Annotated in this window: 19 protein-coding genes, 1 rRNA gene and 1 pseudogene; 13 read left to right on the forward strand and 8 right to left on the reverse strand. The window is 70.6% G+C overall.

Translation table 11 applies throughout. The features are described 5' to 3' along the window. From rrf to ACIRJR_RS28855, 3 genes and pseudogenes are all read left to right on the forward strand, one after another. A 5S ribosomal RNA gene (rrf, locus tag ACIRJR_RS28845) occupies window positions 1–92 on the forward strand; the annotation flags it as partial. Window positions 93–474: 382 nt separating this feature from the next. After that, a complete protein-coding gene (locus ACIRJR_RS28850; RefSeq protein WP_403785960.1) occupies window positions 475–780 on the forward strand; it encodes a hypothetical protein in 306 nt (101 codons plus the stop codon). Between the two features lie 52 nt (window positions 781–832). Next, window positions 833–1,617 (forward strand): annotated as a pseudogene (locus ACIRJR_RS28855) (transposase family protein). Between the two features lie 180 nt (window positions 1,618–1,797). Here the strand turns inward: ACIRJR_RS28855 and ACIRJR_RS28860 are convergent. The 5 genes from ACIRJR_RS28860 to ACIRJR_RS28880 are packed head-to-tail and all read right to left on the reverse strand — an operon-like array spanning window position 1,798 to window position 7,272. Then, window positions 1,798–3,111: a DUF58 domain-containing protein gene (locus ACIRJR_RS28860; RefSeq protein ID WP_403785962.1), complete on the reverse strand. Its 1,314-nt coding sequence runs from the start codon at window positions 3,109–3,111 to the stop codon at window positions 1,798–1,800. Between the two features lie 10 nt (window positions 3,112–3,121). Next, on the reverse strand, window positions 3,122–4,141 hold the full coding sequence (locus ACIRJR_RS28865; RefSeq protein ID WP_403785964.1) for an AAA family ATPase: 1,020 nt from the start codon (window positions 4,139–4,141) through the stop codon (window positions 3,122–3,124). After that, window positions 4,138–5,373 carry a DUF4350 domain-containing protein gene (locus tag ACIRJR_RS28870; RefSeq protein WP_403785966.1) on the reverse strand — a complete coding sequence of 412 codons (1,236 nt, stop codon included), beginning with the start codon at window positions 5,371–5,373 and terminating at the stop codon, window positions 4,138–4,140. Before ACIRJR_RS28870 ends, ACIRJR_RS28865 begins: the two co-directional genes overlap by 4 nt. Beyond that, the gene (locus tag ACIRJR_RS28875; protein ID WP_403785968.1) at window positions 5,370–6,059 is read right to left on the reverse strand and encodes a DUF4129 domain-containing protein; all 690 of its coding nucleotides are present in this window, start codon (window positions 6,057–6,059) and stop codon (window positions 5,370–5,372) included. The genes ACIRJR_RS28870 and ACIRJR_RS28875 overlap by 4 nt, the downstream gene beginning before the upstream one ends. A 4-nt stretch (window positions 6,060–6,063) precedes the next feature. Next, entirely contained in the window at window positions 6,064–7,272 is a 1,209-nt protein-coding gene (locus ACIRJR_RS28880) for a glycerophosphoryl diester phosphodiesterase membrane domain-containing protein (protein WP_403785970.1), read from the reverse strand. A 140-nt stretch (window positions 7,273–7,412) separates the two neighbouring features. Here ACIRJR_RS28880 and mtnA point away from each other — a divergent pair, with 140 nt between their 5' ends. The 7 genes from mtnA to ACIRJR_RS28915 all read left to right on the forward strand — a co-directional run bounded on the left by mtnA (window position 7,413) and on the right by ACIRJR_RS28915 (window position 16,019). Then, on the forward strand, window positions 7,413–8,558 hold the full coding sequence (gene mtnA / locus ACIRJR_RS28885) for an S-methyl-5-thioribose-1-phosphate isomerase (protein ID WP_403785972.1): 1,146 nt from the start codon (window positions 7,413–7,415) through the stop codon (window positions 8,556–8,558). 4 nt (window positions 8,559–8,562) lie between these two features. Beyond that, window positions 8,563–9,252 carry a two-component system response regulator MtrA gene (gene mtrA / locus ACIRJR_RS28890; RefSeq protein ID WP_187281934.1) on the forward strand — a complete coding sequence of 230 codons (690 nt, stop codon included), beginning with the start codon at window positions 8,563–8,565 and terminating at the stop codon, window positions 9,250–9,252. A 1-nt stretch (window position 9,253) separates the two neighbouring features. Next, window positions 9,254–11,275: an MtrAB system histidine kinase MtrB gene (gene mtrB / locus ACIRJR_RS28895; RefSeq protein WP_403785974.1), complete on the forward strand. Its 2,022-nt coding sequence runs from the start codon at window positions 9,254–9,256 to the stop codon at window positions 11,273–11,275. Then, on the forward strand, window positions 11,265–13,130 hold the full coding sequence (locus ACIRJR_RS28900; protein ID WP_403785976.1) for an LpqB family beta-propeller domain-containing protein: 1,866 nt from the start codon (window positions 11,265–11,267) through the stop codon (window positions 13,128–13,130). Before mtrB ends, ACIRJR_RS28900 begins: the two co-directional genes overlap by 11 nt. Before the next feature lie 204 nt (window positions 13,131–13,334). Continuing rightward, a complete protein-coding gene (locus ACIRJR_RS28905) occupies window positions 13,335–14,051 on the forward strand; it encodes a ComF family protein (protein WP_403785978.1) in 717 nt (238 codons plus the stop codon). 329 nt (window positions 14,052–14,380) lie between these two features. Next, on the forward strand, window positions 14,381–15,070 hold the full coding sequence (gene hpf, locus ACIRJR_RS28910) for a ribosome hibernation-promoting factor, HPF/YfiA family (RefSeq protein WP_403785980.1): 690 nt from the start codon (window positions 14,381–14,383) through the stop codon (window positions 15,068–15,070). A 196-nt stretch (window positions 15,071–15,266) separates the two neighbouring features. Continuing rightward, window positions 15,267–16,019 (forward strand): response regulator transcription factor, encoded by a 753-nt coding sequence (locus tag ACIRJR_RS28915; RefSeq protein ID WP_099172962.1) that lies wholly within the window; start codon window positions 15,267–15,269, stop codon window positions 16,017–16,019. A 215-nt stretch (window positions 16,020–16,234) separates the two neighbouring features. Here ACIRJR_RS28915 and ACIRJR_RS28920 read toward each other — a convergent pair whose 3' ends face one another. Beyond that, entirely contained in the window at window positions 16,235–17,410 is a 1,176-nt protein-coding gene (locus tag ACIRJR_RS28920) for a winged helix-turn-helix domain-containing protein (protein WP_403785983.1), read from the reverse strand. Between the two features lie 10 nt (window positions 17,411–17,420). Further along, window positions 17,421–18,011 (reverse strand): GNAT family N-acetyltransferase, encoded by a 591-nt coding sequence (locus tag ACIRJR_RS28925; protein ID WP_403785985.1) that lies wholly within the window; start codon window positions 18,009–18,011, stop codon window positions 17,421–17,423. 241 nt (window positions 18,012–18,252) lie between these two features. Here ACIRJR_RS28925 and secA point away from each other — a divergent pair, with 241 nt between their 5' ends. Beyond that, the gene (secA, locus tag ACIRJR_RS28930) at window positions 18,253–21,072 is read left to right on the forward strand and encodes a preprotein translocase subunit SecA (RefSeq protein ID WP_403785987.1); all 2,820 of its coding nucleotides are present in this window, start codon (window positions 18,253–18,255) and stop codon (window positions 21,070–21,072) included. A gap of 533 nt (window positions 21,073–21,605) precedes the next feature. Here secA and ACIRJR_RS28935 read toward each other — a convergent pair. Continuing rightward, on the reverse strand, window positions 21,606–22,022 hold the full coding sequence (locus ACIRJR_RS28935; RefSeq protein WP_403785989.1) for an Rv3235 family protein: 417 nt from the start codon (window positions 22,020–22,022) through the stop codon (window positions 21,606–21,608). Window positions 22,023–22,301: 279 nt separating this feature from the next. Here ACIRJR_RS28935 and ACIRJR_RS28940 point away from each other — a divergent pair, with 279 nt between their 5' ends. Both ACIRJR_RS28940 and ACIRJR_RS28945 read left to right on the forward strand, forming a co-directional pair. Then, window positions 22,302–22,808, forward strand: a complete 507-nt coding sequence (locus ACIRJR_RS28940; protein WP_403785991.1) for a DUF6912 family protein — start codon at window positions 22,302–22,304, stop codon at window positions 22,806–22,808. A gap of 47 nt (window positions 22,809–22,855) precedes the next feature. After that, window positions 22,856–23,527 carry an HAD family hydrolase gene (locus ACIRJR_RS28945; RefSeq protein ID WP_403785993.1) on the forward strand — a complete coding sequence of 224 codons (672 nt, stop codon included), beginning with the start codon at window positions 22,856–22,858 and terminating at the stop codon, window positions 23,525–23,527. Window positions 23,528–23,677 lie beyond the last annotated feature (150 nt).

Genomic DNA, 23,677 nt, shown 5'->3' on the forward strand with positions numbered 1-23,677 from the left:
CGCCCGGTTACATTCCGAACCCGGAAGCTAAGCCTTTCAGCGCCGATGGTACTGCAGGGGGGACCCTGTGGGAGAGTAGGACGCCGCCGAACAATTATTCCGGGAAAGCCCCGTGCCCTTGTGGCACGGGGCTTTTCTGCGTTCCAGGCCAGTTCTCCGAGCGGCCGGCTCGACCGGCCAGGACCGTACCCAGCGAAAGACGGCCGCTCGATGGCGACATCATGACCAGTTGACCGCGTGGGCCGGCCCTTGGCCGTGCCATGCGAGAGCCTCACCGCAGTCACGTCACCGCCCCGGAGCTTCTCCGCCAGGGGACGGTCCCGTAACTGCTGGTCACAGGCGGGTTGGCCCCGTTCACGAAAAGGCGGCCGCATGTTCCTCTCCGCTGCCTACGATGTGGGCATGCCATCGCCTGGGATCGCTCCGGAAAGCCGTCACGGGGTAAGTGGGGCCACTGGGCCGGCGCCTGCACGCGTGGATCGGATCCTCAGAGCACTGTCGTGGTGGTGGGCGTCGGCGCCTATCCTTCTGTTCGCCCCGGCGATCGCTCATGCGATGGGGTCGGACGTGCGGCGGGAGATCGGCTGGGTGCTCGGCCTGATGGCGCTGTTCACTGCCGCGCTCGCGCCGACAGCGGGCCTGGTGGTAGCTCAGGTCGGGGGCCGGCGAGAGGCGCGTGGACGATTCCTGGTCATGGCTGCGGTGTCCAGTGTGCCGATTCTCTTCTTCTTGTTCTTCGGAGTGCTGTTCCCTGAGTGCCCGGATGGTTACCACTGCTAAGGGCTGCCCTTTAGCTGCTGGTCATAGGCGTGATGATGTTGCCGGGTCTGGTGTGATCACGGCGTCAGGGCCGTCCTGGACAACCCCGTTCACTGGTCTGAACCCGCGCTGTCTGGAAGCTCGTGGCCGTACTGCGGCGCGAGGGTGCGGATGCGGTGCGCAAGGTCGGCCATGGAGCCTGCCGCTGGAAGGCCGGGCACTGCTGGTCGCGGCCTACTGGCGAACGAACTTCACGTTGCGCCAGCCCGCTCCGCCTTTCGGGGTGGTCCAAGTCGACAGCGGACCGCATCATCGACCACCTCGGGCTGACTTTCGTGCTCCAGCCCCGCAAACAGTTCGCCAAGGGCACCCTGCGCATCGTGGACGGGACCCTCGTCACCGGGGACCACGCGGTGGAGGAGCAGTCCAAGAACTACCGGTGCTGCACCAACCAGCAAGTCGTCATCGACGCCGAGACCCGGCTCGTCGTCGTGGTTGGTCGAGCGCTGCCGTCTTCGCCCTTGCGCCTGCGATGGGGCAAGGCGAGTCCCGTGCCGGGACAGCCGCCGTCTCCATTCGTGAGTGTTCTGTCGACGGCGGCCTTGGCGCCGGATTCCTCTGACGCCTTGCAGTCGTCCCGGTTCCCGGGGTCCGCGCCCGCCCGTGTCGAGCACGTCTTCGCCCGGATGAAGACCTGGAAGATCCTCCGCGACCGCAGCCTCAGGCGACGGTGTCCACCACGCCATGCCCGGTACGGCCCGCATGCACAACCTCACCCTCGCCGGTTGGGCGGGCGGATTGCACTGCGGCCGACCCTGCTCCCGGCAATTCGAAGGTCATTTACGGGAAAGCCCTTAGCCGGACGACCCCGCGGAGGACCTTTGCATCGGTGGCTCTGCTGACGCGGCCCGATGGAGCCACCCTGGCCCGACCTGACGGCGGATTCCCGACGACGGCCCATGAGGAGCATCCTCGGAATCGCCAGCGGGTCGGTCCAAGCGCGAGGCCATCGCTGCCTGGCCTTTGCACCGGCTCCCCCTACAGGCGGCCGGCTGCCTTCAGAGCGAGGTAGGCATCGGCCAGCGCGGGTGCGAGTTCGTTCGGCCCCGCATCGACGACGGTGACTCCGTGACGTCGGAGCAGGTCCGCGGTACGGCGGCGCTGAAGCTGTGTCTGCGTGCCGGCCGCAGCCTCGTAAGCAGCGTCGGCTGTGCCCCGCGCGCGGGCCATCGTGTCGACATGGGGGTCGGCGACGGCGGCCAGCAGCACCGTGTGGCGCTGGATGAGCCGGGGGAGCATGGGCAACAGGCCTTCCTCGACGGGAGCGGCCTCCAGACTCGTGAGCAGGACGATCAGAGAGCCCAGAGGAGCGTTTGCCATCGCTGCTGTGGCGAGACCGTGGGCGTCGGTCTCCACGAGTTCGGGCTCCAGCGTGGCCAATGCGCCGACCAGGGCCGGCAGCACGTCCCCCCGTGCAGTCCTGCCCTGAACCTGGGCGCGGACGCGGCGGTCGTAGGCGAGGAGGTTCACACGGTCGCCAGCGCGGGTGGCAAGGGCTGTGAGGAGCAGGGTCGCGTCCATGGCGGCGTCCAGCCGCGGCACGTCGCCCACCCTGCCCGCCGATGTGCGGCCGGTGTCGAGCACGACGAGGATGTGGCGGTCGCGCTCGGGACGCCAGGTGCGGACAGCGACCGCGGACTGGCGTGCGGTGGCCCGCCAGTCGATGGAGCGGGTGTCGTCCCCCGGTACGTAGGCGCGCAGGCTGTCGAACTCCGTGCCCTCTCCGCGGGTGAGCACACTGGTCCGGCCGTCGAGTTCACGCAGCCTGGCGAGTCGCGAAGGCAGATGTTTGCGGCTCGTGAAGGGAGGCAGGACCCGGACCGTCCAGGGCACACGGTGGTACCCCTGGCGGGCGGCGAGACCGAGCGGGCCGAACGACCGGACGGAGACGCGATCGGCCTGGCGGTCTCCTCGGCGGGACGGACGCAGCAGGGTGGCGAGACGGCGCCGCTCACCGGCCGGAACGGTGAATACGTGCCGGGACGCGACCTGTTCGGCTTCCGAGGACCAACTGCTGGGAGGCCAGGCGTCGCGGAGGTGGGCACGGAACCGGCGCCGGGACGGATTGGTTACGGTGAGTTGCACTGTCGCAGTGTCGCCGAGTCGAACGGATGTGTCACCGGATCGGGTGAACTGGAGCGTGCGTACTGGCGCGGCCAGGGCGTAGTCGCACAGAATTGCCAGTGAGAGCGGGACATTGACCGCGAGCATGCCCGTCCAGCTCGGGGCCAGGATGCCTACGGGGAGTGACCCCAATGCCGCCACCAGGGCGGCCCTACCGGTGAGGGCCATGGTCACCGCCTCACCGGGGGACGGGGACGTGGGCGAGGACAGTGGTGATGACGGAGTCGGCGGTGACTCCTTCCATCTCCGCTTCCGGCCGCAGCTGTATGCGATGACGGAGCGTGGGCAGTGCGAGGGCCTTCACGTCGTCCGGGGTGACGTAGTCCCGGCCGGTGAGCCAGGCCCATGCCCGCGCGGTGGAGAGCAGTGCGGTGGCACCTCGGGGGGAGGCGCCGAGGGTGAGCGAGGGGGATTCACGCGTGGCACGGCAGATATCCACGACATAGGCGGCGATCTCGGGTGAGACCGAGGTCTTGGCGACGGCGGTGCGGGCCGCTTCGAGCTCGGCCGGACCGGCCACGGGCTGTATACCCGCTGCCTTGAGGTCGCGGGGGTTGAATCCGTCCGCATGGCGGGTGAGCACGTTGATCTCGTCCTCGCGCGAGGGGAGAGGGACGGTCAGTTTGAGGAGGAAGCGGTCGAGTTGGGCCTCGGGCAGTGGATAGGTGCCCTCGTACTCGACGGGGTTCTGGGTGGCTGCGACCAGGAAGGGGTCGGGCAGGGGCCGGGGAGAGCCGTCGACGGTGACCTGACGTTCCTCCATGGCCTCCAGGAGGGAGGACTGGGTCTTGGGCGGGGTGCGGTTGATCTCGTCGGCGAGCAGGAGATTGGTGAACACCGGTCCCGGCTGGAAGGAGAACTCGGCGGTGCGGGCGTCGTAGACGAGTGAGCCCGTGACATCGCTCGGCATCAGATCGGGGGTGAACTGGACACGCTTGGTGTCGAGTGCGAGCGAGGCGGCCAGTGCGCGTACCAAGAGGGTTTTCGCGACTCCTGGTACGCCTTCGAGAAGGACATGGCCCCGGCAGAGGAGAGCGACGACCAGACCGGTGACGGCTGGATCCTGGCCGACCACTGCCTTGGCGATCTCGGAACGCAGGGCTTCCAGGGATGCGCGGGCGCTGTCGGAGTTCACCGGGACCACGGGGGTCCCTGCGACTGCCGCAGTCGCGGCCGCCTCCGGGATCGGGGCGCTCATGACGTGCGTACCTCTCTTTCGAGGGCGTCGAGTTGTTCGGTCAGGAGGACAAGTGCGGCGTCGTCGGCCGGTGCCGGGCCGAAGAGGAGAGTGCCGAAGTCGCCGCCGGGGGCGCCCAGGCGTGCGCTGACGGCAGGCAGCAGGACCGCGGGGGAGTCGGTGTCACGCGGGGACACTCCCAGGAGCGGAGAGATGCGGTTCCGCGTGGCGGAGCGCAGCGCGGATGCGGCACGGTCACGGGCGTCGGCCTTGCGGTAGAGGCGGGCTCGCCCTTCGGTGGATTCGGAGGCACGGATGGCCACCGGAAGCCGCTCGGTCACCAGCGGACCGAGACGGCGACCGCGCCAGACGGCGGCGAGGACGGCTGCGAGGGCGAGTTGGAGGGTGGCCCAGAGCCACCCGGAGGGGATGAGGCCGATGAAGTCGCTCTCGGTTCCGGCGTCATCGTCACCGCTGTCGTCCCGGTCTGCCGTACCCGTGCCGCCTCCGGCGGCGGAGGGATCATCGAGCGAGGGGAGGTACCAGACGAGATGCGGGTGGGAACCGAGCAGTTGAAGGCCCAGGGAGGCGTTGCCCTGCTGGTCGAGACGGTCGTTGTAGAGGATGTCGGGAGAGCCGAGCAGCACGGTGTCGCCGGCCGCGTGACCCGGCAGCACGAGGAGGGACGCGAGCCCGTCGGCCGGGTAGCAGGCGATGGCTTCGCGCTCGTCTGCCGCGTAGTGGATTCCGCCCATGTCGGTGGTTCCCGCGGCGCGGGCCGCGGGAAGTGCGCAGTGTGGGGGGCGGGCGGTCACGGGGCCGCGCGACTCCGGGCGTACGCCTGGGGCGAGCCGTCCCAGGGAGGGCTCGCCGGGGGCGATGAGGACGGTGCGGCCCGCCGAGCCGGCGGCTGTGGTGTGGAGGCGGCGCTGCTGGTGGGCCGTGAGCATGTCGGGACCCGTGACGAGCAGGGTGGTGTCGTGCCCGGTCGCGGCCGCGGCCTCGCCGAGGGTGGTGACGACGTCGACGGAAACGCCGCGGTCCTTGAGCAGTTCGGCGACTGCCCGGCTGCCTTGGGGGTCGGCGGAGCGGGGATCGAGCCGGCCGTGCCGGCCGTCGGAGCGGACAGCGGCGAACGCCACCCCGGCGACGAGGAGGACGAGGACGGCGAGCAGCAGGCCCCGGACGCGCACCCAGACCTGGTGGGGCGTGCGGGCCTCGGACGTGGTGGGAACGTCCGCGGTGACGGTCATCCGGTGGCTCCCCGGGCCGCGACGGTGGTCAGCAGGGGCTTGGCGGCCTGGAGATCCAGGTCGAGTGTGCACAGAGTCGTGTATGCGGCCTCGTCGGCGGTGCGGCCGCCGTATGTGACGTCGTCGAAGAGCCGGGCCGCTGTGCGGAGGCGGTCGGCGTGCGCGGGCATCAGCCGGCCTGCTTCGGAGGCCGCCTCGTCCGCGGTGCGGCCGGGGCGTGGGTCGAGGACCGCCCGGTCCTCCAGCGAGCGTACGAGGGCCCGCATCCGTTCCTGGACCGCTTCCGTCCAGCGTCGGTGTTCCGCGTGTGCGGCGGCCGCGGCGCGATGGTCTTCCGCGCTTCGGGTGGTGCTGTCGAAGAGCGTCTCCGGCGAGCGGGCCGTGCGCCGCGGTGTGCCGAGCCTCCACCACAGCGCGGCGCCCAGGGCCGCGAGGACCAGGACGAGTACGACGAGCCCGAGCGGCCCGCCGGGGGCGGCACCGGAGGCACCTGCGAAGAGGTCGCCGATCCACTCCCAGAAGCGGTCGAGGCCGCGCTCGAGGAGGTTCGGATCGTGCTCGTGGTACATCGGGTCGGACAGTTCGTCCCGTGCCGCCTCACGGGCGGGGAGGCGTGGAACGTCCACGGGTATGTCCTCCCCCGCCCGGATGAGTAGTCCTGCGGTGGTGCCCCCCGCCCCCGTCACCGCATCAGCTCCTGGGGGTGTCGTAGCCGGGCACGCCCGCGGCCCTGGCGAGGTCGAGGTCGAGCGCCTCGCGGCGGATGCGCTGGTCGATGTAGAGCAGAGCCATCACCCCGGCGGTGAAGGGGTAGGCGAGCGTCGAGATGATCACTTCGCCGATGCCCGTGATGATGAGGAAGGGCCAGCCGAACTCTGTCGAGCTGCTGTTCAGGAACTCGCTCAGACCGTCGCTGCCCACGGTCATGGCGATGATGCCGAAGGGGATGGCGATGATCAAGGTCAGGATGATGACCAGCAGGTAGGTGAGCGCCAGGATGCCGAACGTACGCCACCAGGCGCCCCTGACCAGCTTGGCGGACCGGCGCAGTGCGGTGAGTACGGACTGCCGCTCCAGCATCAGTGCGGGCGCCGCCAGCGTGAAGCGGATCATCAGCCAGAGCACGACGGCGCAGGACGCGATGAAGCCGAGGAAGGTCAGAAGGAGCCCGCCTGCCCCGTCACCCAGGGCCAGGCCCGGAAGCAGGCCCACCGCCATGATGGCGGCGCTCATCAGACTCAGCAGGAGGGTCAGTCCGAGCAGGGGGAGGAGCCGGGGACGTGCTTCGGACCAGGCGTCGGAGAGTGTCACGGTGCGGCCCAGCACGGAGCGGCTGATCACCACGGTGAGCACCGAGGTGGTGAACAGCGTGGCGATCATCGCGATGAGGGTGCTCGGGGCGCTGTTGACCAGCTGCGACTGGGCCGAGTCGGTCGCCTGGCGCAGAGCCTCCGCGCCTGTCGCGTTCGGATCGATCGACTTCTGCTCGGGCAGGAGGTAGCGCTGCACCAGGATCATCACGGTCTCGGCGATCACGGCGACGGTGAGGCTGATGCCGAGAACCGTGCGCCACTGGGAGCGCATGGTGGACACCGCGCCGTCGAGGATCTCGCCGACGCCCAAGGGGCGGAGCGGGATGACGCCGGGTTTCGCCGCCATGGGCGCGCGGCCCCATCCCTGTCCCTGCGGCGTGCCGCCCCAGCCAGGCGCAGGCGGGGGCGTGCCCGCGCCGTTGCCCGGGGCGCTCGGAGGGGACCACTGACCCGGAGGAGGCTGTGCGGGAGACCACTGTCCGGCGGGGCCGCTCCCGTCCACGGGCGAGGAGGGTTTGGGGATCCCCGTCTCCTGGCCGTCCGAGGGGGCGGATCCGGGCGAAGCCCAGCCCGGAGAGTCGTTCATCGTCGCTCCTTCACAGTCCTGTCCGCTCATCGGGGCGGCAGGTTGCCAGCCATCGTGCCACGCGCCGGTCCGGCGCGGGCCTGGCCCTGTATCTCGTTCTTGTCTTCGTGCCCCGGCGATTCAGCGGGCAGACTGGGCAGATGGCTGATCAGGACGCGCGCACGCCCGTTGATGCCGGGCCTCCGGCTCTCTCCGTACTCCGCTGGGAGGAGCCCCCGGAAGGACCCGCGGTGGTGCTCCTCGACCAGACGCGGCTGCCCGCCGAGGAGGCCGAGCTGGTCTGTTCCGACGTGCCTGCCCTGGTCCGGGCGATCCAGGCGCTGGCGGTGCGGGGTGCGCCCCTGCTGGGCATCGCCGGAGGCTACGGGGTGGCGCTGGCCGCCGCCCGGGGCGAGGACGTGGCCCGGGCAGCGGAGCTGCTGGAGCAGGCGCGCCCCACCGCCGTCAATCTCGGGTACGGGGCGCGGCGGGTGGCGCGGGGGTACCGGGCGGCCGTCGAGGGCGGCTCCGGTCCGGAGGCAGCCGCCGCGGCTGCCCTCTCCGAGGCGCGGGCTCTCCACGAGGAGGACGCGGCGGCCAGCGGCCGCATGGCGCAGTACGGTCTGGACCTGCTGGCGGAACTCCTGCCGGGAGGCGGGCACCGGCTGCTCACCCACTGCAACACCGGGGCGCTCGTGTCCGGTGGCGCGGGAACGGCGTTCGCGGTGGCTCTGAGGGCGCACCGGGAAGGCAGCCTGCGGCACCTGTGGGTGGACGAGACCCGGCCACTCCTCCAGGGCGCCCGGCTGACGGCGTACGAGGCGGGGCGGAACGGGATGCCGCACAGCTTGCTCACGGACAGCGCGGCGGGTTCGCTGTTCGCGGCGGGGGAGGTGGATGCCGTGCTCATCGGGGCGGACCGCATCGCGGCGGACGGCTCGGTGGCCAACAAGGTGGGGAGCTATCCGCTGGCGGTGCTCGCGAAGTACCACCACGTGCCGTTCGTCGTCGTGGCTCCGACGACGACGGTCGATCTGGAGACGCCGGACGGCACATCGATCGTCGTGGAGCAGCGCTCCGCGGCAGAAGTGACGGAGATCACATCCGTGTCGGCTGCTCCGGCCGGAGGTGCGGGGGGCGGGGCGGCCGTCGCACCCCCGGGAACCAAGGCGTACAACCCCGCATTCGACATCACGCCGCCCGAACTGGTCACGGCGATCGTCACGGAGGAGGGTGTCATTTCCCCGGTCACGGGGGTCGGACTGGCAGAACTGTGTGCCAGGTCATCGCAGGTAACGATTAGCTAATGGGATGATGTCGTTTATGAAAGGACGCGTCCTTGTCGTCGACGACGACACCGCACTGGCCGAGATGCTCGGCATCGTGTTGCGTGGAGAAGGTTTCGAGCCGTCGTTCGTAGCGGACGGCGACAAGGCACTGGCCGCATTTCGTGAGGCCAAGCCGGACCTGGTGCTGCTGGACCTCATGCTGCCCGGACGGGACGGCATCGAGGTCTGCCGGCTGATCAGGGCCGAGTCAGGTGTGCCGATCGTCATGCTCACTGCCAAGAGCGACACGGTGGATGTGGTGGTGGGCCTGGAGTCCGGGGCCGACGACTACATCGTCAAGCCGTTCAAACCGAAGGAGTTGGTTGCCCGGATCAGGGCGCGTTTGCGGAGGTCCGAAGAGCCCGCGCCGGAGCAGCTGGCGATCGGTGACCTGGTCATCGACGTGGCCGGCCACTCGGTGAAGCGGGAGGGGCAGTCCATCGCCCTCACTCCGCTGGAGTTCGACCTGCTGGTCGCTCTCGCCCGTAAGCCGTGGCAGGTGTTCACCCGTGAGGTGCTGCTCGAGCAGGTGTGGGGCTACCGTCACGCCGCCGACACCCGTCTGGTGAACGTCCACGTCCAGCGGCTGCGCTCGAAGGTGGAGAAGGACCCGGAACGGCCGGAGATCGTCGTGACCGTCCGTGGTGTCGGTTACAAGGCCGGACCGAGCTGATATGACCCTGGGCAGCGCTGCTCCGCCACCCGGGGAGCCCGGGACCCGTGCGGAGCGGGCTGCCGGTCAGGCTCGGAGGACCCCTCGTTTCGGCCGTGTGCCGCTGGGCGGCCGGTTGTTCAACGACCGGACGCCCGGCGGCCCCGTGCCGCGCCTGTTGATGCGGTGGATTCGCGGGCCGCTGCTCCCGGCCGTCCGGCTGTGGCGGCGGAACCTGCAGCTGCGCGTCGTCGCGGGAACCCTGCTGATGTCGATCGCCGTGGTGCTGCTCCTGGGCTTCGTCGTGATCGGGCAGGTCCGCAACGGTCTGCTCGAAGCGAAGAGCACGGCCGCGCAGACACAGGCGGCAGGCGGCTTCGCGGCCGCCCAGGCGAACGCGAACGCGCCGCTGGTCCCCGGGGACCAGAGCGAGGAGGGCGCCGACGGCGTGACGGCCAACACCTCCTGGCGCACCGAGCTCGTCGACCAGCTCGCCAGCGGCGGCACGAACGCCTTCAACGTGGTGGCCCTCAGTGCCGACTCCGTCGGACAGGGCACCAGCCGCGCCCCGCGCGGCTCGGGCAGCGTCGAGGCCTCGAGCATTCCGCAGCAGTTGCGGGACGACGTGGGCAACGGTGCCGGTGCCTTCCAGACGTACTCCTTGATCCGGTACTCGTACGGCAAGGACCCGGAGCCCGGCCTGGTCGTGGGCAAGCGGCTCTACGACGTCGACCACAATCCCTACGAGCTCTACTACCTCTTCCCGCTCACGCAGGAGGAGAAGTCACTGACCCTGGTCACGACGACACTGGCCACGGCAGGACTGTTCGTGGTCGTGCTGCTCGGTGCCATCGCCTGGTTCGTGGTGCGGCAGGTCGTCACCCCCGTGCGGATGGCGGCGGGGATCGCCGAGAGACTTTCCGCGGGCAGGCTCCAGGAGCGGATGAAGGTCACCGGTGAGGACGACATCGCCCGACTCGGTGAAGCCTTCAACAAGATGGCGCAGAGCCTGCAGCTGAAGATCCAGCAGCTGGAGGAGCTCTCCCGCATGCAGCGGCGTTTCGTCTCGGACGTCAGCCATGAGCTGCGTACCCCGCTGACGACCGTACGGATGGCCGCCGACGTCATCCACGAGGCACGTGTCGACTTCGACCCGGTCACGGCCCGGTCCGCGGAACTGCTGGGGGACCAGCTCGACCGCTTCGAGTCGCTGCTGTCCGACCTGCTGGAGATCAGCAGGTTCGACGCGGGTGCCGCGGCCCTGGAGGCCGAACCCATAGATCTCCGCGCGGTCGTCCGGCGGGTGATCGGCGGGGCCGAGCCGCTGGCGGAGCGCAAGGGCACCCGGATCCGGGTGGTCGGCGACGAACAGCCCGTGGTCGCGGAGGCCGACGCGCGCCGTGTCGAACGGGTCCTGCGCAATCTCGTCGTCAACGCCGTCGAGCACGGCGAGGGCCGGGACGTCATCGTGCACCTGGGCGTGGCCCAGGGCGCCGTGGCCGTGGCGGTCAGGGACTACGGCGTGGGGCTGAAGCCGGGCGAGGCGACCCGGGTCTTCAACCGCTTCTGGCGGGCGGACCCGGCGCGCGCCCGCACCACCGGCGGCACCGGCCTGGGGCTGTCGATCGCCGTCGAGGACGCCCGGCTGCACGGCGGCTGGCTGCAGGCCTGGGGCGAGCCCGGTGGCGGGTCGCAGTTCCGGCTGACCCTGCCGCGTACGGCGGACGAACCGCTGCGCGGGTCGCCGATACCGCTGGAGCCGGAGGACTCCCGCCGCAACCGGGAGGACCGCGAGCGTGCGGAGGCCGTGCCCGCGCCGGTGGCGGCCGACCACCGGCGGACATCGGTGCCGAGCCAGGGCGGTTCCACGGCCCGCTCGCACCTGAACGTGCCCGCCCACGGCCAGGCCGCGCCGCGTACGCCGGCATCGGTCCATCCGGCGGCCCTGCCGGGCAACGGCGCGCGTGTGGTGTCACGGCCGGCCGGGGGCACCGACCCGGAGACACAGGATCCCCAGCAGGAGGACACGACTCGTGGACACTGACCGCCGTCGGGGCGGCCACGGCCGGGCGGTGCGGTTGTCCGCGCTGCTCGGCTGCGGCGTCGTGGTGCTCGCCGGGTGCGGAGCGATGCCGGTCACCGGCGACGTGAAGGCGGTCGACGCCTCGCAGCCCGGCGACTCCCAGGTCCAGGTGTACGCCGTCCCGCCGAGGGAGGGTGCCGCGCCCATCGAGGTCGTCGACGGCTTCCTGGAGTCCATGACCAGCGACGACCCCGACTTCCGGACGACCCGGAAGTATCTGACGGCGGAGGCCGCCGACACCTGGCAGCCGAGCGAGGGCACCACGGTGCTCTCCAAGGCACCCAACCGCAACGGGCCCACGCTCCACGACAAGGCACGCAGGGCCGGCGAGACCACCTACACGCTGACCGGGGAGCAGGTGGCGGCGGTCGACGCCCAGAGTTCCTACCGGCCGCTGGCCCCGTCGGAGTACTCCCAGATGCTTCATCTGGTCCTGGAGAAGGGGGCGGACGGCAAGCAGGAGTGGCGCATCGACATCGTGCCCGACGGGCTGGTGCTCGGGCAGTCCGACTTCAAGCGCCTCTACCGGTCCGTGAACAAGTACTACTTCGCCGCCGGGCGCGCGGACGACGCGGCCCCACTGGTCGCCGACCCCGTCTACGTACGGAACCGTACGGATCCCGTGACCCGTATGGACACGGCGACCCAGACGGTACGGACGCTGCTGGAAGGGCCGTCGGACTGGCTGCGGCCGGTGGTCGACTCGAGCTTCCCCGCCGGAACGGCACTGGAGCGCGGGGTCACCTCGCTGGCGCCGGACGACCAGAACGTCCTGAAGGTGCCGCTGAACAAGAAGGCGGACAGGGTCGGGCAGGGGGCCTGCCGGATGATGGCGGCCCAGGTGCTCTTCACGCTGCGGGACCTGACGTCCGCCCGGGTGGGGCAGGTGGAGCTGCAGGGCGCGCGTGGGCCGCTGTGCTCCCTGGGTGCGGACGAGGCCGAGGAATTCGCCTCGGACAGCGGTTCCGACGGCCCCGACAGCCAGTACTTCGTCGATGAGAAGGGGCATGTGCGGCGCATCCCCGGGAGCAGCAAGGGCAGCGGAGAGCCGGAACCGGTGATCGGTCCGCTGGGCAGCGGGACGGTGGCCATGAGCGCCGTCGGAGTGGCCCGGGACGAGCAGCAGGCCGCCGCCGTCTCGGCGAACCAACAGCATCTGTACGTGTCCTCCCTCACCGAGGAGAGCGAGCCGGCCGCTCCCGTGGTGACGAGCCGGGCGAAGAAGGGCGCGGACCGGTTGTCCGCACCGAGCTGGGACGGCAGGGGCGATCTGTGGGTCGCCGACCGGAATCCTGCGGATCCCAGGCTGCTGCGGCTGGTGGACGGTACGGGCGAACCCCAGGAGGTCTCGGTGCCCGGCCTGAACGGCGGCCGGATCGAGGGGCTGCGGATGTCCGCGGACGGGGTGCGTATCGCCCTGCAGGTGTCGAGGGACGGGCACACGACGCTGAACATCGGCCGGGTCGAGCGCCATGGCTCGGGCGAGGCCGAGCAGGTCTCGGTGGAGGACCTGCGCCAGGCCGCGCCGCAGCTGGCCGACGTGACGGCTGTCTCCTGGTCCGGCCGCAGCCGCCTCGTGGTGGTCGGCAAGGAGGAGGGCGGTGTGCAGCAGGTGCGCTACGTGCAGGCCGACGGTTCGACGTCGTCCTCCGGAGTCCTGCCGGGCGTCAACCAGGTGACGACGATCGCGGCGGCCGACGACGAGCAGCTGCCCCTGATGGCGGACACCGAGGGCGACGGGATAGTGAAGCTGTCTCCGGGGGACAACTGGCAGACGGTGCTCAAGGAGGGCTCCTCGCTGGTCTACCCGGGCTGAGGCGGGCCCGCCGCGCGCCGGGAGCGCTGCCCGGGCCGTCACGCGCCGAGTGAACCCGGGCCGTCACGCGCGATGTGAACCCGGGCCGTCACGCGCCATGTGAACCCGCGCCGTCCACGGCGGGTTGTCCACAGGGCGTTCTCTCCGCTCTCCGGGTTTTCCACAGGGGTGGCCGGGTGTCCGGCGCACGAGCACAGTGGAACCGTGCGGGATTGGTGGCGGGAGATCGCGGGACTGGTGCTGCCGGTGGCCTGTGGGGGCTGCGGCAGGCCGCGCAGTGAGTTGTGCGAGGAGTGTGCCGCCGCGTTGGCGGCCGTGCCGCGCAGGGTGAGACCGGCACCCGAGCCGGCCGGGCTCCCCGTGGTCCACGCGGCGGCACCGTACGAGAACGCCGTACGCGCGATGCTGCTGGCCCACAAGGAGCGAGGGGTACTCGGCCTGGCCGGAGTGCTCGGCGGGGCGCTGGCGGCCTCAGTGCGGGCCGGAGCGGGGCATGCGGGGGACGAGGGGCCGCTGTTGCTGGTGCCCGTCCCGTCCGCACGGCGTGCCACGGCAGGGCGTGGTCACGATCCGGCGCGCAGGATCGCGCTCGCGGCGACGGCCGAGTTGAGGCGTGGGGGTGCCGGGGCCCGGGTGCTCGCGGTGCTGAGGCAGCGGCGTGCGGTGGCCGACCAGTCGGGGCTGGGGGCCAGGCAGCGTCACGCGAATCTGGCGGGCGCGCTGGCCGTGGCGGACGGCGGACGGAAGCTCCTCGACGGCGGCCGGGTCGTGCTGGTGGACGACCTGCTGACGACCGGCTCCTCGCTGGCGGAGGCGGCGCGCGCGGTCCGCGCGGCCGGCTGTGGAGGCGGTGCGGCGGAAGGCCTGCGGGCCGCGGTTGTCGCAGCTTCTCCGTCTGCTTTCGAATTAAACCGGAACTGACAGAAAACTTGCATCGTTGCAGGTAGTGAGTGGGCAAAGGAGCTCGATCGGAGGTACGCGTGAGTAGCGGGTGCCGACTGGGTGGTGGGCAGGCTATGTTCGGTTGTGAGGGACGGTGAATTCCTTACCTCGACGAATGCGCCACCAGGTTTCGGGCAGGTAACTCACCGGTACGCCAGAAGCATGGAAGTCGGTGGGGTGGAAACCCCGCCGACGGGGGAGGAGGAGGTGACAGCCACCGAGTCCGCGGCTCCGGCGATCACCGGGGCCTGGTGCAAAAGGGAGATGCTCCGCCACCGAAGCGGAGCGATCCGGGAACGGAGTTCTGCGTGGACATCGTCGTCAAGGGCCGCAAGACCGAGGTGCCCGAGCGGTTCCGCAAGCACGTGGCCGAGAAGCTGAAGCTGGACAAGATCCAGAAGTTCGACGGCAAGGTGATCAGCCTCGACGTCGAGGTGTCCAAGGAGCCGAATCCCCGTCAGGCCGACCGTGCGGCAAGGGTGGAGATCACGCTCCGCTCGCGTGGGCCGGTCATCCGGGCGGAAGCGGCGGCAGGCGACCCGTACGCAGCGCTGGACCTGGCCACCGACAAGCTCGACACGCAGCTGCGCAAGGAGCACGACAAGCGCTACAGCAGGCGTGGCAGCGGCAGGCTGTCCGCGGCCGAGGTCGGAGAGGTCGTGCCGGACGCGGCCTCGTTCAACGGGGACGGCGAACTCATCCCCGACGAGCCCGCGCCCGCTGTGCCCACCACGAAGATGGGCTCGCTCGAGGTGCAGGGCGAAGGACCGCTCGTGATGCGCGAGAAGACGCACGTCGCGGCACCCATGACACTCGACCAGGCGCTCTACGAGATGGAGCTGGTCGGACACGACTTCTATCTGTTCGTCGACTCCGAGACCAAGGAGCCCAGTGTCGTCTACCGGCGGCACGCGTACGACTACGGCGTCATCCACCTGAGGACCGACCCGCTGGCCTCCGACGAGGCGGGCGGCGCGGGCGGTGCGCTCGGGGGCTGACGACCACTGCTCACAGCCGGAACGCGGTGCCCCTGGAAGCGCCTGAAGCGCACCCAGGGGCATCACGTGCGACCGCGGGGGGACCGCCTCGGCGGCCGGGCATGAAAGCATGGCGTCCCAGGCCAATCAGTGCTCTGTGCGCTGCCGTTGGCGGACAGCCTGTGACCTCAGGCAGTGGCCTTCAGGGGGAGGAACGATGGCGGACACCTTCGGTCCCGTGCGCGGGACGAACGATGCCGACAGCGCTGCCGGTGCGGATTCCGTCGCGGACGACGGCAGTTCCCGCAAAGAGCCCATCAGGGTTCTCGTGGTGGACGACCATGCGCTCTTCCGTAGAGGCCTGGAGATCGTCCTTGCCCAGGAGGAGGACATCCAGGTCGTCGGGGAGGCCGGGGACGGGGCGGAGGCGGTCGACAAGGCCGCGGACCTGCTGCCCGACATCGTGCTGATGGACGTGCGGATGCCCAAGCGCGGGGGCATCGAGGCCTGCACCTCCATCAAGGAGGTGGCCCCCAGCGCGAAGATCATCATGCTGACGATCAGCGACGAGGAGGCCGACCTCTACGAGGCGATCAAGGCGGGCGCCACCGGTTACCTGCTCAAGGAGATCTCGACGGACGAGGTGGCCACCGCCATTCGCGCGGTCGCGGACGGCCAGTCACAGATCAGCCCGTCCATGGCCTCCAAGCTGCTCACCGAGTTCAAGTCGATGATCCAGCGCACCGACGAGCGCCGGCTCGTCCCCGCGCCGCGTCTCACCGAGCGGGAGCTGGAAGTGCTCAAACTCGTGGCGACGGGCATGAACAACCGCGATATCGCCAAGGAATTGTTCATCTCCGAGAACACGGTGAAGAACCACGTCCGCAATATCCTGGAGAAGCTCCAGCTGCACTCCCGGATGGAAGCCGTGGTCTATGCCATGCGGGAGAAGATCCTCGAGATCCGATAGCGGGGCACGAGGTCCGGCGCCCCGCCGGTGGACGCGGGGCCGGCGGCGACGGCCGCGTCCAGCGGCGAGGCGCGCGTGCCCACAGGATGGCGCGTGCCCGTGCCCGCACGGCGGCGTGTGCCCGCACGGGATCGGGCCTGGGCTCCGTCCCCGGCCGGGCCTCGCCCCGGGCAGGGGACATGAGGCCGGCCGCCGCCGGAACGGAACGCGGGGCCTCAGGCCAGGGCGCGGGCCACCTCCGCCATGAGGGGCTCGCGCAGCTCCGGGGCGTCCACGCGCTCCAGCCGCACATCGGTGCAGCCGACCCAGGAGGCCGCTTCCACGAGGGCGCCGGCCATCGGCACCACCGACGTCGCGCCGACCAGGGACACCTGGCGGGCGACCAGGGTGCTCCCCTCCCTGGCCGGATCGACCCGGCCCCGCAGCCTCCCGCCCGCCAGCAGCGGCATCGCGAAGTAGCCGTGGATCCGCTTCGGCTTGGGCACGTACGCCTCCAGGCGGTGGGTGAAGCCGAAGATCCGCTCCGTGCGCGCCCGCTCCCAGATCAGTGAGTCGAACGGCGAGAGCAGTGTCGTGCGGTGCCGCCCGCGCGGCTCCGAGGCCAGGGCCTCGGGGTCGGCCCAGGCCTGTTTCGCCCAGCCCCGCACGGAGACCGGGACCAGCCCGGAGTCCGCCACGACCGCGTCGAACTGCTCGGCCTTGAGCCGGTGGTAGTCGGCGATGTCCGTCCGGGTGCCGACCCCCAGCGACCTCCCCGCGAGGGCCACCAGACGGCGCAGGCACTCCGCGTCGTCCATGTCGTCGTGGAGCACGGCATCCGGGATCGCGCGCTCGGCCAGGTCGTAGACCCGCTTCCAGCCGCGCCGCTCGGTGCAGACCACTTCGCCGTACATCAGGGCCCGCTCGACGGCGACCTTGGAGGCCGACCAGTCCCACCACTCGCCGCCGTTCTTCGCGCCGCCGAGCTCCGTCGCCGTCAGCGGGCCCTCGGCCCGCAGCTGGGCGATCACCTTCTCGTACGCCCCGTCGGGCAGGTCGTGGTGCCAGTGCGGCCGGGAACGGTAGGCACGGCGGCGGAAGGCGAAGTGCGGCCACTCCTCGACCGGCAGGATGCACGCCGCGTGCGACCAGTACTCGAACGAGCGGCCCCCCGACCAGTAGGCCTCGTCGACCGTGCGGCGGCCGAGTGCGCCGAGGCGGGCGTACGGCACGAGCTCGTGGGACCGGGCCAGGACCGAGATGGTGTCGAGCTGGACCGCTCCGAGACGGCGCAGCACCCCGCGGACTCCGCCCCGGCGGTCCGGGGCGCCCAGGAGGCCCTGGGCGCGCAGGGCGATCCGGCGTGCCTGGTCGGCGGAGAGTTCCAGAACGGGCGGCGGCACAGACGTCATGCGTCGAACCCTAGAGGCCGCCACTGACACCGGGGGCCGGCCGATGGGGGTGGGTGCCGGGCAGGCCCAGATCGGCGGGGAGCAGCGCGCCGGTCCAGGTGTCACGCCGTATCCCCTTGTTGAACAGGGCCGACCGCTGATCACCCTCCATGCGGAAGCCGGCACGCAGGGCGACCGCCCGGGACGGCGTGTTACCGATCTCGGCACGCCACTCCAGGCGGTCCGCGGCGAGGGCGGTGAAGGCCCAGCGGGCGGCCGCGAGCAGCGCTTCCGTGGTGAAACCGGCGCCGCGGTGCTCCTTCCCGACCCAGTAACCCACCTCGTAGGTGCCCGGAGGGGCGCACCGGTTGACGCCGAGCGCACCGACGAGCGGCCCGCCGTCGCGCAGCAGCAACGCGTAGTTGTACATCGTGTCGTCCTGCCAGCCCGAGGGCGAGAGCTTCCGGGTGAAGAGCTCCGCGTCGGCACGGGTGTACGGGGACGGGACAACTGTCCAGCGCTGGATCTCGGGATCCTGGCAGGCTGTGTGCACCGCTTCGGCGTCCTCGGGCGCGAAGGGCCGCATGAGCAGGCGTTCAGTGGTCAGGGTGGTCGGCTCCATAGAGGGATTCTGGTGACGTGGAGCGCGGGATGCGAGCACTTTTCGGTGCTTCCCGGCACCTTCCGTCCCCTCCGGCCGTTGTCCTGGAAGGGTGCGGAGGGGAGAACGCGGCGACAGCCCTCCCGGCGTGGCGGGGTCCTCGCTTACGATGGCCGTTGCGGTGGGGCCCACCTGCCGTGCCCGCGCCAGAGTCCATCACACGACCCAGTGCCAGGCCCGACCGGCAAGGAGACCAGCCTCAGTGTCCGTCTTCAACAAGCTCATGCGTGCAGGCGAAGGCAAGATCCTGCGCAAACTGCACCGCATCGCGGACCAGGTCAGCTCCATCGAAGAGGACTTCGTCAACCTCTCCGACGCCGAGCTGCGGGCGCTCACCGACGAGTACAAGGAACGGTACGCGGACGGCGAGAGCCTGGACGACCTGCTTCCCGAAGCATTCGCGACCGTCCGTGAGGCGGCCAAGCGCGTCCTCGGACAGCGCCACTACGACGTCCAGATGATGGGCGGTGCCGCCCTGCACCTCGGCTATGTGGCCGAGATGAAGACCGGTGAGGGCAAGACCCTCGTCGGTACCCTGCCCGCGTATCTCAACGCGCTCTCCGGCAAGGGTGTGCACCTGATCACGGTCAACGACTACCTGGCCGAGCGCGACTCCGAGATGATGGGCCGGGTGCACAAGTTCCTCGGCCTCGAGGTCGGCTGCATCATCGCCAACATGACTCCGGCCCAGCGCCGTGAGCAGTACGCCTGCGACATCACGTACGGCACGAACAACGAGTTCGGGTTCGACTACCTCCGCGACAACATGGCGTGGTCCCAGGACGAGCTCGTCCAGCGCGGCCACAACTTCGCCATCGTCGACGAGGTCGACTCGATCCTCGTCGACGAGGCCCGCACGCCGCTGATCATCTCCGGCCCGGCGGACCAGGCCACCAAGTGGTACGGCGACTTCGCCAAGCTGGTCACGCGCCTCACCAGGGGTGAGGCGGGCAACCCGCTGAAGGGCATCGAGGAGACCGGCGACTACGAGGTCGACGAGAAGAAGCGGACCGTGGCCATCCACGAGCCCGGTGTCTCCAAGGTCGAGGACTGGCTCGGGATCGACAACCTCTACGAGTCGGTGAACACCCCGCTCGTCGGTTACCTGAACAACGCGATCAAGGCCAAGGAACTCTTCAAGAAGGACAAGGACTACGTCGTCATCGACGGCGAAGTCATGATCGTCGACGAGCACACCGGCCGTATCCTCGCCGGCCGCCGTTACAACGAGGGCATGCACCAGGCCATCGAGGCGAAGGAAGGGGTGGACATCAAGGACGAGAACCAGACGCTCGCCACGATCACCCTGCAGAACTTCTTCCGCCTGTACGGCAAGCTCTCCGGCATGACCGGTACGGCGATGACCGAGGCGGCGGAGTTCCACCAGATCTACAAGCTCGGTGTGGTGCCGATCCCGACCAACCGGCCCATGGTCCGGGCCGACCAGTCGGACCTGATCTACCGCACCGAGGTCGCGAAGTTCGCCGCGGTCGTCGACGACATCGCCGAGAAGCACGAGAAGGGGCAGCCGATCCTGGTCGGCACGACCTCCGTCGAGAAGTCCGAGTACCTCTCGCAGCAGCTCTCCAAGCGCGGTGTCCAGCACGAGGTCCTCAACGCCAAGCAGCACGACCGTGAGGCGACGATCGTCGCCCAGGCCGGACGCAAGGGTGCGGTCACGGTCGCCACGAACATGGCCGGCCGAGGCACGGACATCAAGCTCGGCGGCAACCCGGACGACCTCGCCGAGGCGGAGCTCCGCCAGCAGGGCCTCGACCCCGTGGAGCACGTCGAGCAGTGGGCGGCCGCCCTCCCCGCCGCGCTGGAGAAGGCCGAGCAGGCCGTCAAGGCGGAGTTCGAAGAGGTCAAGGACCTCGGCGGGCTCTACGTGCTGGGCACGGAGCGGCACGAGTCGCGCCGTATCGACAACCAGCTCCGCGGTCGTTCCGGCCGCCAGGGTGACCCGGGCGAGTCCCGGTTCTACCTGTCGCTGGGTGACGACCTGATGCGTCTGTTCAAGGCACAGATGGTCGAGCGCGTCATGTCGATGGCCAACGTCCCCGACGACGTCCCCATCGAGAACAAGATGGTGACCCGGGCGATCGCCTCCGCGCAGTCGCAGGTGGAGCAGCAGAACTTCGAGACGCGTAAGAACGTCCTGAAGTACGACGAGGTGCTCAACCGGCAGCGCGAGGTCATCTACGGCGAGCGCCGCCGCGTCCTGGAAGGGGAGGATCTGCAGGACCAGATCCGCCACTTCATGGACGACACGATCGACGACTACATCCGCCAGGAGACGGCGGAGGGCTTCGCCGAGGAGTGGGACCTCGACCGGCTGTGGGGCGCGTTCAAGCAGCTCTACCCGGTGAAGGTCACGGTCGAGGAGCTCGAGGAGGCCGCGGGCGACCTGGCCGGTGTGACCGCGGACTTCATCGCCGAATCGGTCAAGGACGACATCCACGAGCAGTACGCGGAGCGGGAGAAGACGCTCGGTTCGGACATCATGCGTGAGCTGGAGCGGCGCGTGGTGCTGTCCGTCCTGGACCGCAAGTGGCGTGAGCACCTCTACGAGATGGACTACCTCCAGGAGGGCATCGGCCTCCGTGCCATGGCGCAGAAGGACCCGCTGGTCGAGTACCAGCGCGAGGGCTTCGACATGTTCAACGCCATGATGGAGGGCATCAAGGAGGAGTCCGTCGGCTACCTGTTCAACCTGGAGGTCCAGGTCGAGCAGCAGGTCGAGGAGGTTCCGGTGCAGGAGGGCACCTCGCTCGAGAAGCAGGACGCACCGGTCGCCGCCGGCACGGGCCGCCCCGAGATCCGGGCCAAGGGCCTGGACGCGCCGCAGCGGCCGGACCGGCTGCACTTCTCCGCTCCCACGGTGGACGGTGAGGGCGGCGTCGTCGAGGGAGACTTCTCCAACGGTGACGGCGACGGCGCGCGGTCCGAGGGCGACGGGATGACGCGTGCGGAGCGCCGCAAGGCGCAGAAGAGCACGGGTGGCCGCCGCCGTAAGAAGTAGCGCGCGGAACGCTTGAGAAACGGCCTGGGCCGGACACCGCTCGGTGTCCGGCCCAGGCCGTTCGCGTGGGCCTCTCCCGGCCCTGGCCGGGCCGTGGGCCCGGGAGGGGCCCGTCGGGGCGCTGGGGCCGCCTGTGCGGCCTTGGCGGGTGCCGCCCTCGGCTGCTGGACGGGCAGGTTCCGCGCCCGCCCCGTCGTGCCGCGCCATCGGACGCTCCGGTGACGGCGACGAGGTGTGGCGCGCGGCGTACGAGGCGATCGCACCCGGCCTGGTCGCGTAGCAGCGGGACGTCATCGAGGCGTACACCACCACCCGGCTCAGCTGACCCGCCTCGCCCGGTCCAGATGCCGGGCGAGGTGCTGCTCCTTTCCGCGAACACCGGCCCAGCCCTGAACGAGTGCCTGCCGACGGGCACGAGCTGGACAACCGCTGCCGGTACCGGTGAACGAGGCCACGTGCGCTGTGGCCGTCCGGACGGTCTGTCCAGGGGCCCGCTGTGCGGGTGGTCCCGGGGCCGTCGCCGGCCCGTCCGGCTATCTGACGGCCGGGAGGCGTTCGCCGCCCAGGTCGATCGCCGCGCAGCGCCAGCGCAGGTCCTGACCTTGTTCCAGCCGGAAGGCCATGGCGCGGACCTGCTCGCCCGTGGCGATGCTGGCGAAGGCCTCGACCACGCCGGTGGCCGGCTGGCTGCCGTGACAGGTGCGTACGACCGGCCGCCTGGAGCCCGCGCCGAGGGGGGCGTCGGGGGCGAGTTCGGCGAGCTGGTCGTAGGCCTCGCCGATCGTGTGGCCGAGCATCCAGTGCACCGGGCGCTGGCCGCTGAGGACCGCCAGCAGGCGTTCCGCGAACCACTGGTGCGGCCGCAGGGGCCTCCGGGGCCGTTGCGTCGGTACGGTGCCCGGCCTGCTGCGGTCCCGTCGTCCGGCCGGCCTCGTCCTGTCCGTGCTCATGCTGATAGCCCCCGTGGCTGCTGTCGGAGCCCGGGCGAATACCGGGCGGTAACTTCTGCTGGGGATCTTCTACGGGGCCGGTCGCCGGGCCCGCAAGCGGCGAGGGGGCCGGGCGGGGTGCCGGGCGAGATCACCTATCCGGGTGGCAGGGCAGGTGCCGCAAGGGAAGGGCGAGGGTGACGGCCCTCGCGCGGTGGACGCCGGGGGGTGGATCGGCGACCCCGATGGGGGACGTCGCACGTATCCTGAGGGCGTCATCGACTACGAAAGCGGTCAGCCATGCGTGTGTACGTCCCCCTGACCCTCTCCGGTCTTGCCGCGGTGCACAAGGCGGGCGAGGTCGGCCCCGGGCCGCTGACCGCCTACGCCGTGACGCCCGGTCTGCGTGAGTGGTACGTCTCCGACGACATCGAGGAGCTGGAGTACGCGGCGCTCAACCGGGCCGCCTCCGCCTCACTGCGGCTGATCGCGGGCAGGCCGGACGAGGTCCGGCGCCGGGTCGTCGTCGCCCTCGACGTGCCGGACGGGGCCGCGGTCTCCGATCCCGGCCACATCCTGGACGCCTCCTCCCTCGGGGAGGTGCGGATCGCGGACCCGGTGGCGCTGGCGAAGGCCGCCGCCGTGCATGTGGACGCGGACGACGCCGAGAAGGACGTCGCCGCGGCGGCCACGGCGCTGGGGGCGGCGGACCAGGGCGACGACGACGCCCGGTTCACCGTGGACGGCGCGGAGGACCACGAGCTCCTGTGGTTCGGGATCCAGGAGATCCCCGGCCTGATCGGCTGAGTGCCTCGCCCGGGTGACTGTCGTACCCGGCGGGTATTTTTCTCCTCATGGCGACATCGGGGAAGCACCGCACACATCTGGTCTGGGACTGGAACGGCACACTGCTCGACGACATCTCCGCGGTCCTCGGTGCGACGAACGCAGCCTTCGCGGAGGTCGACCTGGCACCGCTCACGCTGGAGCAGTACCGCGAGACGTACTGCGTGCCGATACCCAAGTTCTACGAGCGGCTCATGGGCCGGCTGCCCACGCCCGCCGAGTGGGAGCGGATGGACGGTCTCTTCCACCGGCACTACACCGAGCAGCGGGTGACCTGCGAGCTGACCGAGGGCGTCGAGGAACTGCTGGTCCGGTGGAGCGCCGGCGGTCGCAGCCACTCGCTGCTGAGCATGTACGGCCATGAGCACCTGGTCCCGGTGGTGCGTGGATACGGCATCGAGCGTCATTTCCTGCGCGTCGACGGCCGCACCGGCCCCTCCGGCGGCAGCAAGGCGCAGCACATGGCGCGGCACTTCGAGGTCCTCGGGGGCATCGCCCCGGAATCCGCCGTGGTCATCGGTGACGCGGTGGACGACGCCGTGGCGGCGGCCCACGTGGGTGCGCGCGCGGTGCTCTACACCGGCGGTTCGCACAGTCGCGGCAGCCTGGAGGCGGCGGGGGTGCCCGTGGTCGACACCCTGGCCGAAGCCGTCGCACTCGCCGAACTCATGGCTGACTGAGGCGCCGGCCGGGCTCATGGCACGGCCCGGCGGTGAACGGGGCCGCGGAGCGGGCGCCGGGGACGGGCCGGAGGCCGGGCGGTCTGCGCAGATGCGCGTCCTCACGCGCGGGCGACCCCGTGCCTGCGCGTCCTCACGCGCGGGCGATCC

This window comes from Streptomyces sp. NPDC102402, from assembly GCF_044765765.1.
Classification (GTDB): domain Bacteria; phylum Actinomycetota; class Actinomycetes; order Streptomycetales; family Streptomycetaceae; genus Streptomyces.

Excerpts from the sequence above, each read along its gene's own strand:
- ACIRJR_RS28860 (WP_403785962.1), bottom strand. The coding sequence starts at position 3,111 with ATGGCCCTCACCGGTAGGGCCGCCCTGGTGGCGGCATTGGGGTCACTC.
- ACIRJR_RS28865 (WP_403785964.1), bottom strand. The coding sequence starts at position 4,141 with ATGAGCGCCCCGATCCCGGAGGCGGCCGCGACTGCGGCAGTCGCAGGG.
- ACIRJR_RS28870 (WP_403785966.1), bottom strand. The coding sequence starts at position 5,373 with ATGACCGTCACCGCGGACGTTCCCACCACGTCCGAGGCCCGCACGCCC.
- ACIRJR_RS28880 (WP_403785970.1), bottom strand. The coding sequence starts at position 7,272 with ATGAACGACTCTCCGGGCTGGGCTTCGCCCGGATCCGCCCCCTCGGAC.
- mtnA (WP_403785972.1), top strand. The coding sequence starts at position 7,413 with ATGGCTGATCAGGACGCGCGCACGCCCGTTGATGCCGGGCCTCCGGCT.
- mtrA (WP_187281934.1), top strand. The coding sequence starts at position 8,563 with ATGATGTCGTTTATGAAAGGACGCGTCCTTGTCGTCGACGACGACACC.
- mtrB (WP_403785974.1), top strand. The coding sequence starts at position 9,254 with ATGACCCTGGGCAGCGCTGCTCCGCCACCCGGGGAGCCCGGGACCCGT.
- ACIRJR_RS28915 (WP_099172962.1), top strand. The coding sequence starts at position 15,267 with ATGGCGGACACCTTCGGTCCCGTGCGCGGGACGAACGATGCCGACAGC.
- ACIRJR_RS28920 (WP_403785983.1), bottom strand. The coding sequence starts at position 17,410 with ATGACGTCTGTGCCGCCGCCCGTTCTGGAACTCTCCGCCGACCAGGCA.
- ACIRJR_RS28925 (WP_403785985.1), bottom strand. The coding sequence starts at position 18,011 with ATGGAGCCGACCACCCTGACCACTGAACGCCTGCTCATGCGGCCCTTC.
- ACIRJR_RS28935 (WP_403785989.1), bottom strand. The coding sequence starts at position 22,022 with ATGAGCACGGACAGGACGAGGCCGGCCGGACGACGGGACCGCAGCAGG.
- ACIRJR_RS28940 (WP_403785991.1), top strand. The coding sequence starts at position 22,302 with ATGCGTGTGTACGTCCCCCTGACCCTCTCCGGTCTTGCCGCGGTGCAC.
- ACIRJR_RS28945 (WP_403785993.1), top strand. The coding sequence starts at position 22,856 with ATGGCGACATCGGGGAAGCACCGCACACATCTGGTCTGGGACTGGAAC.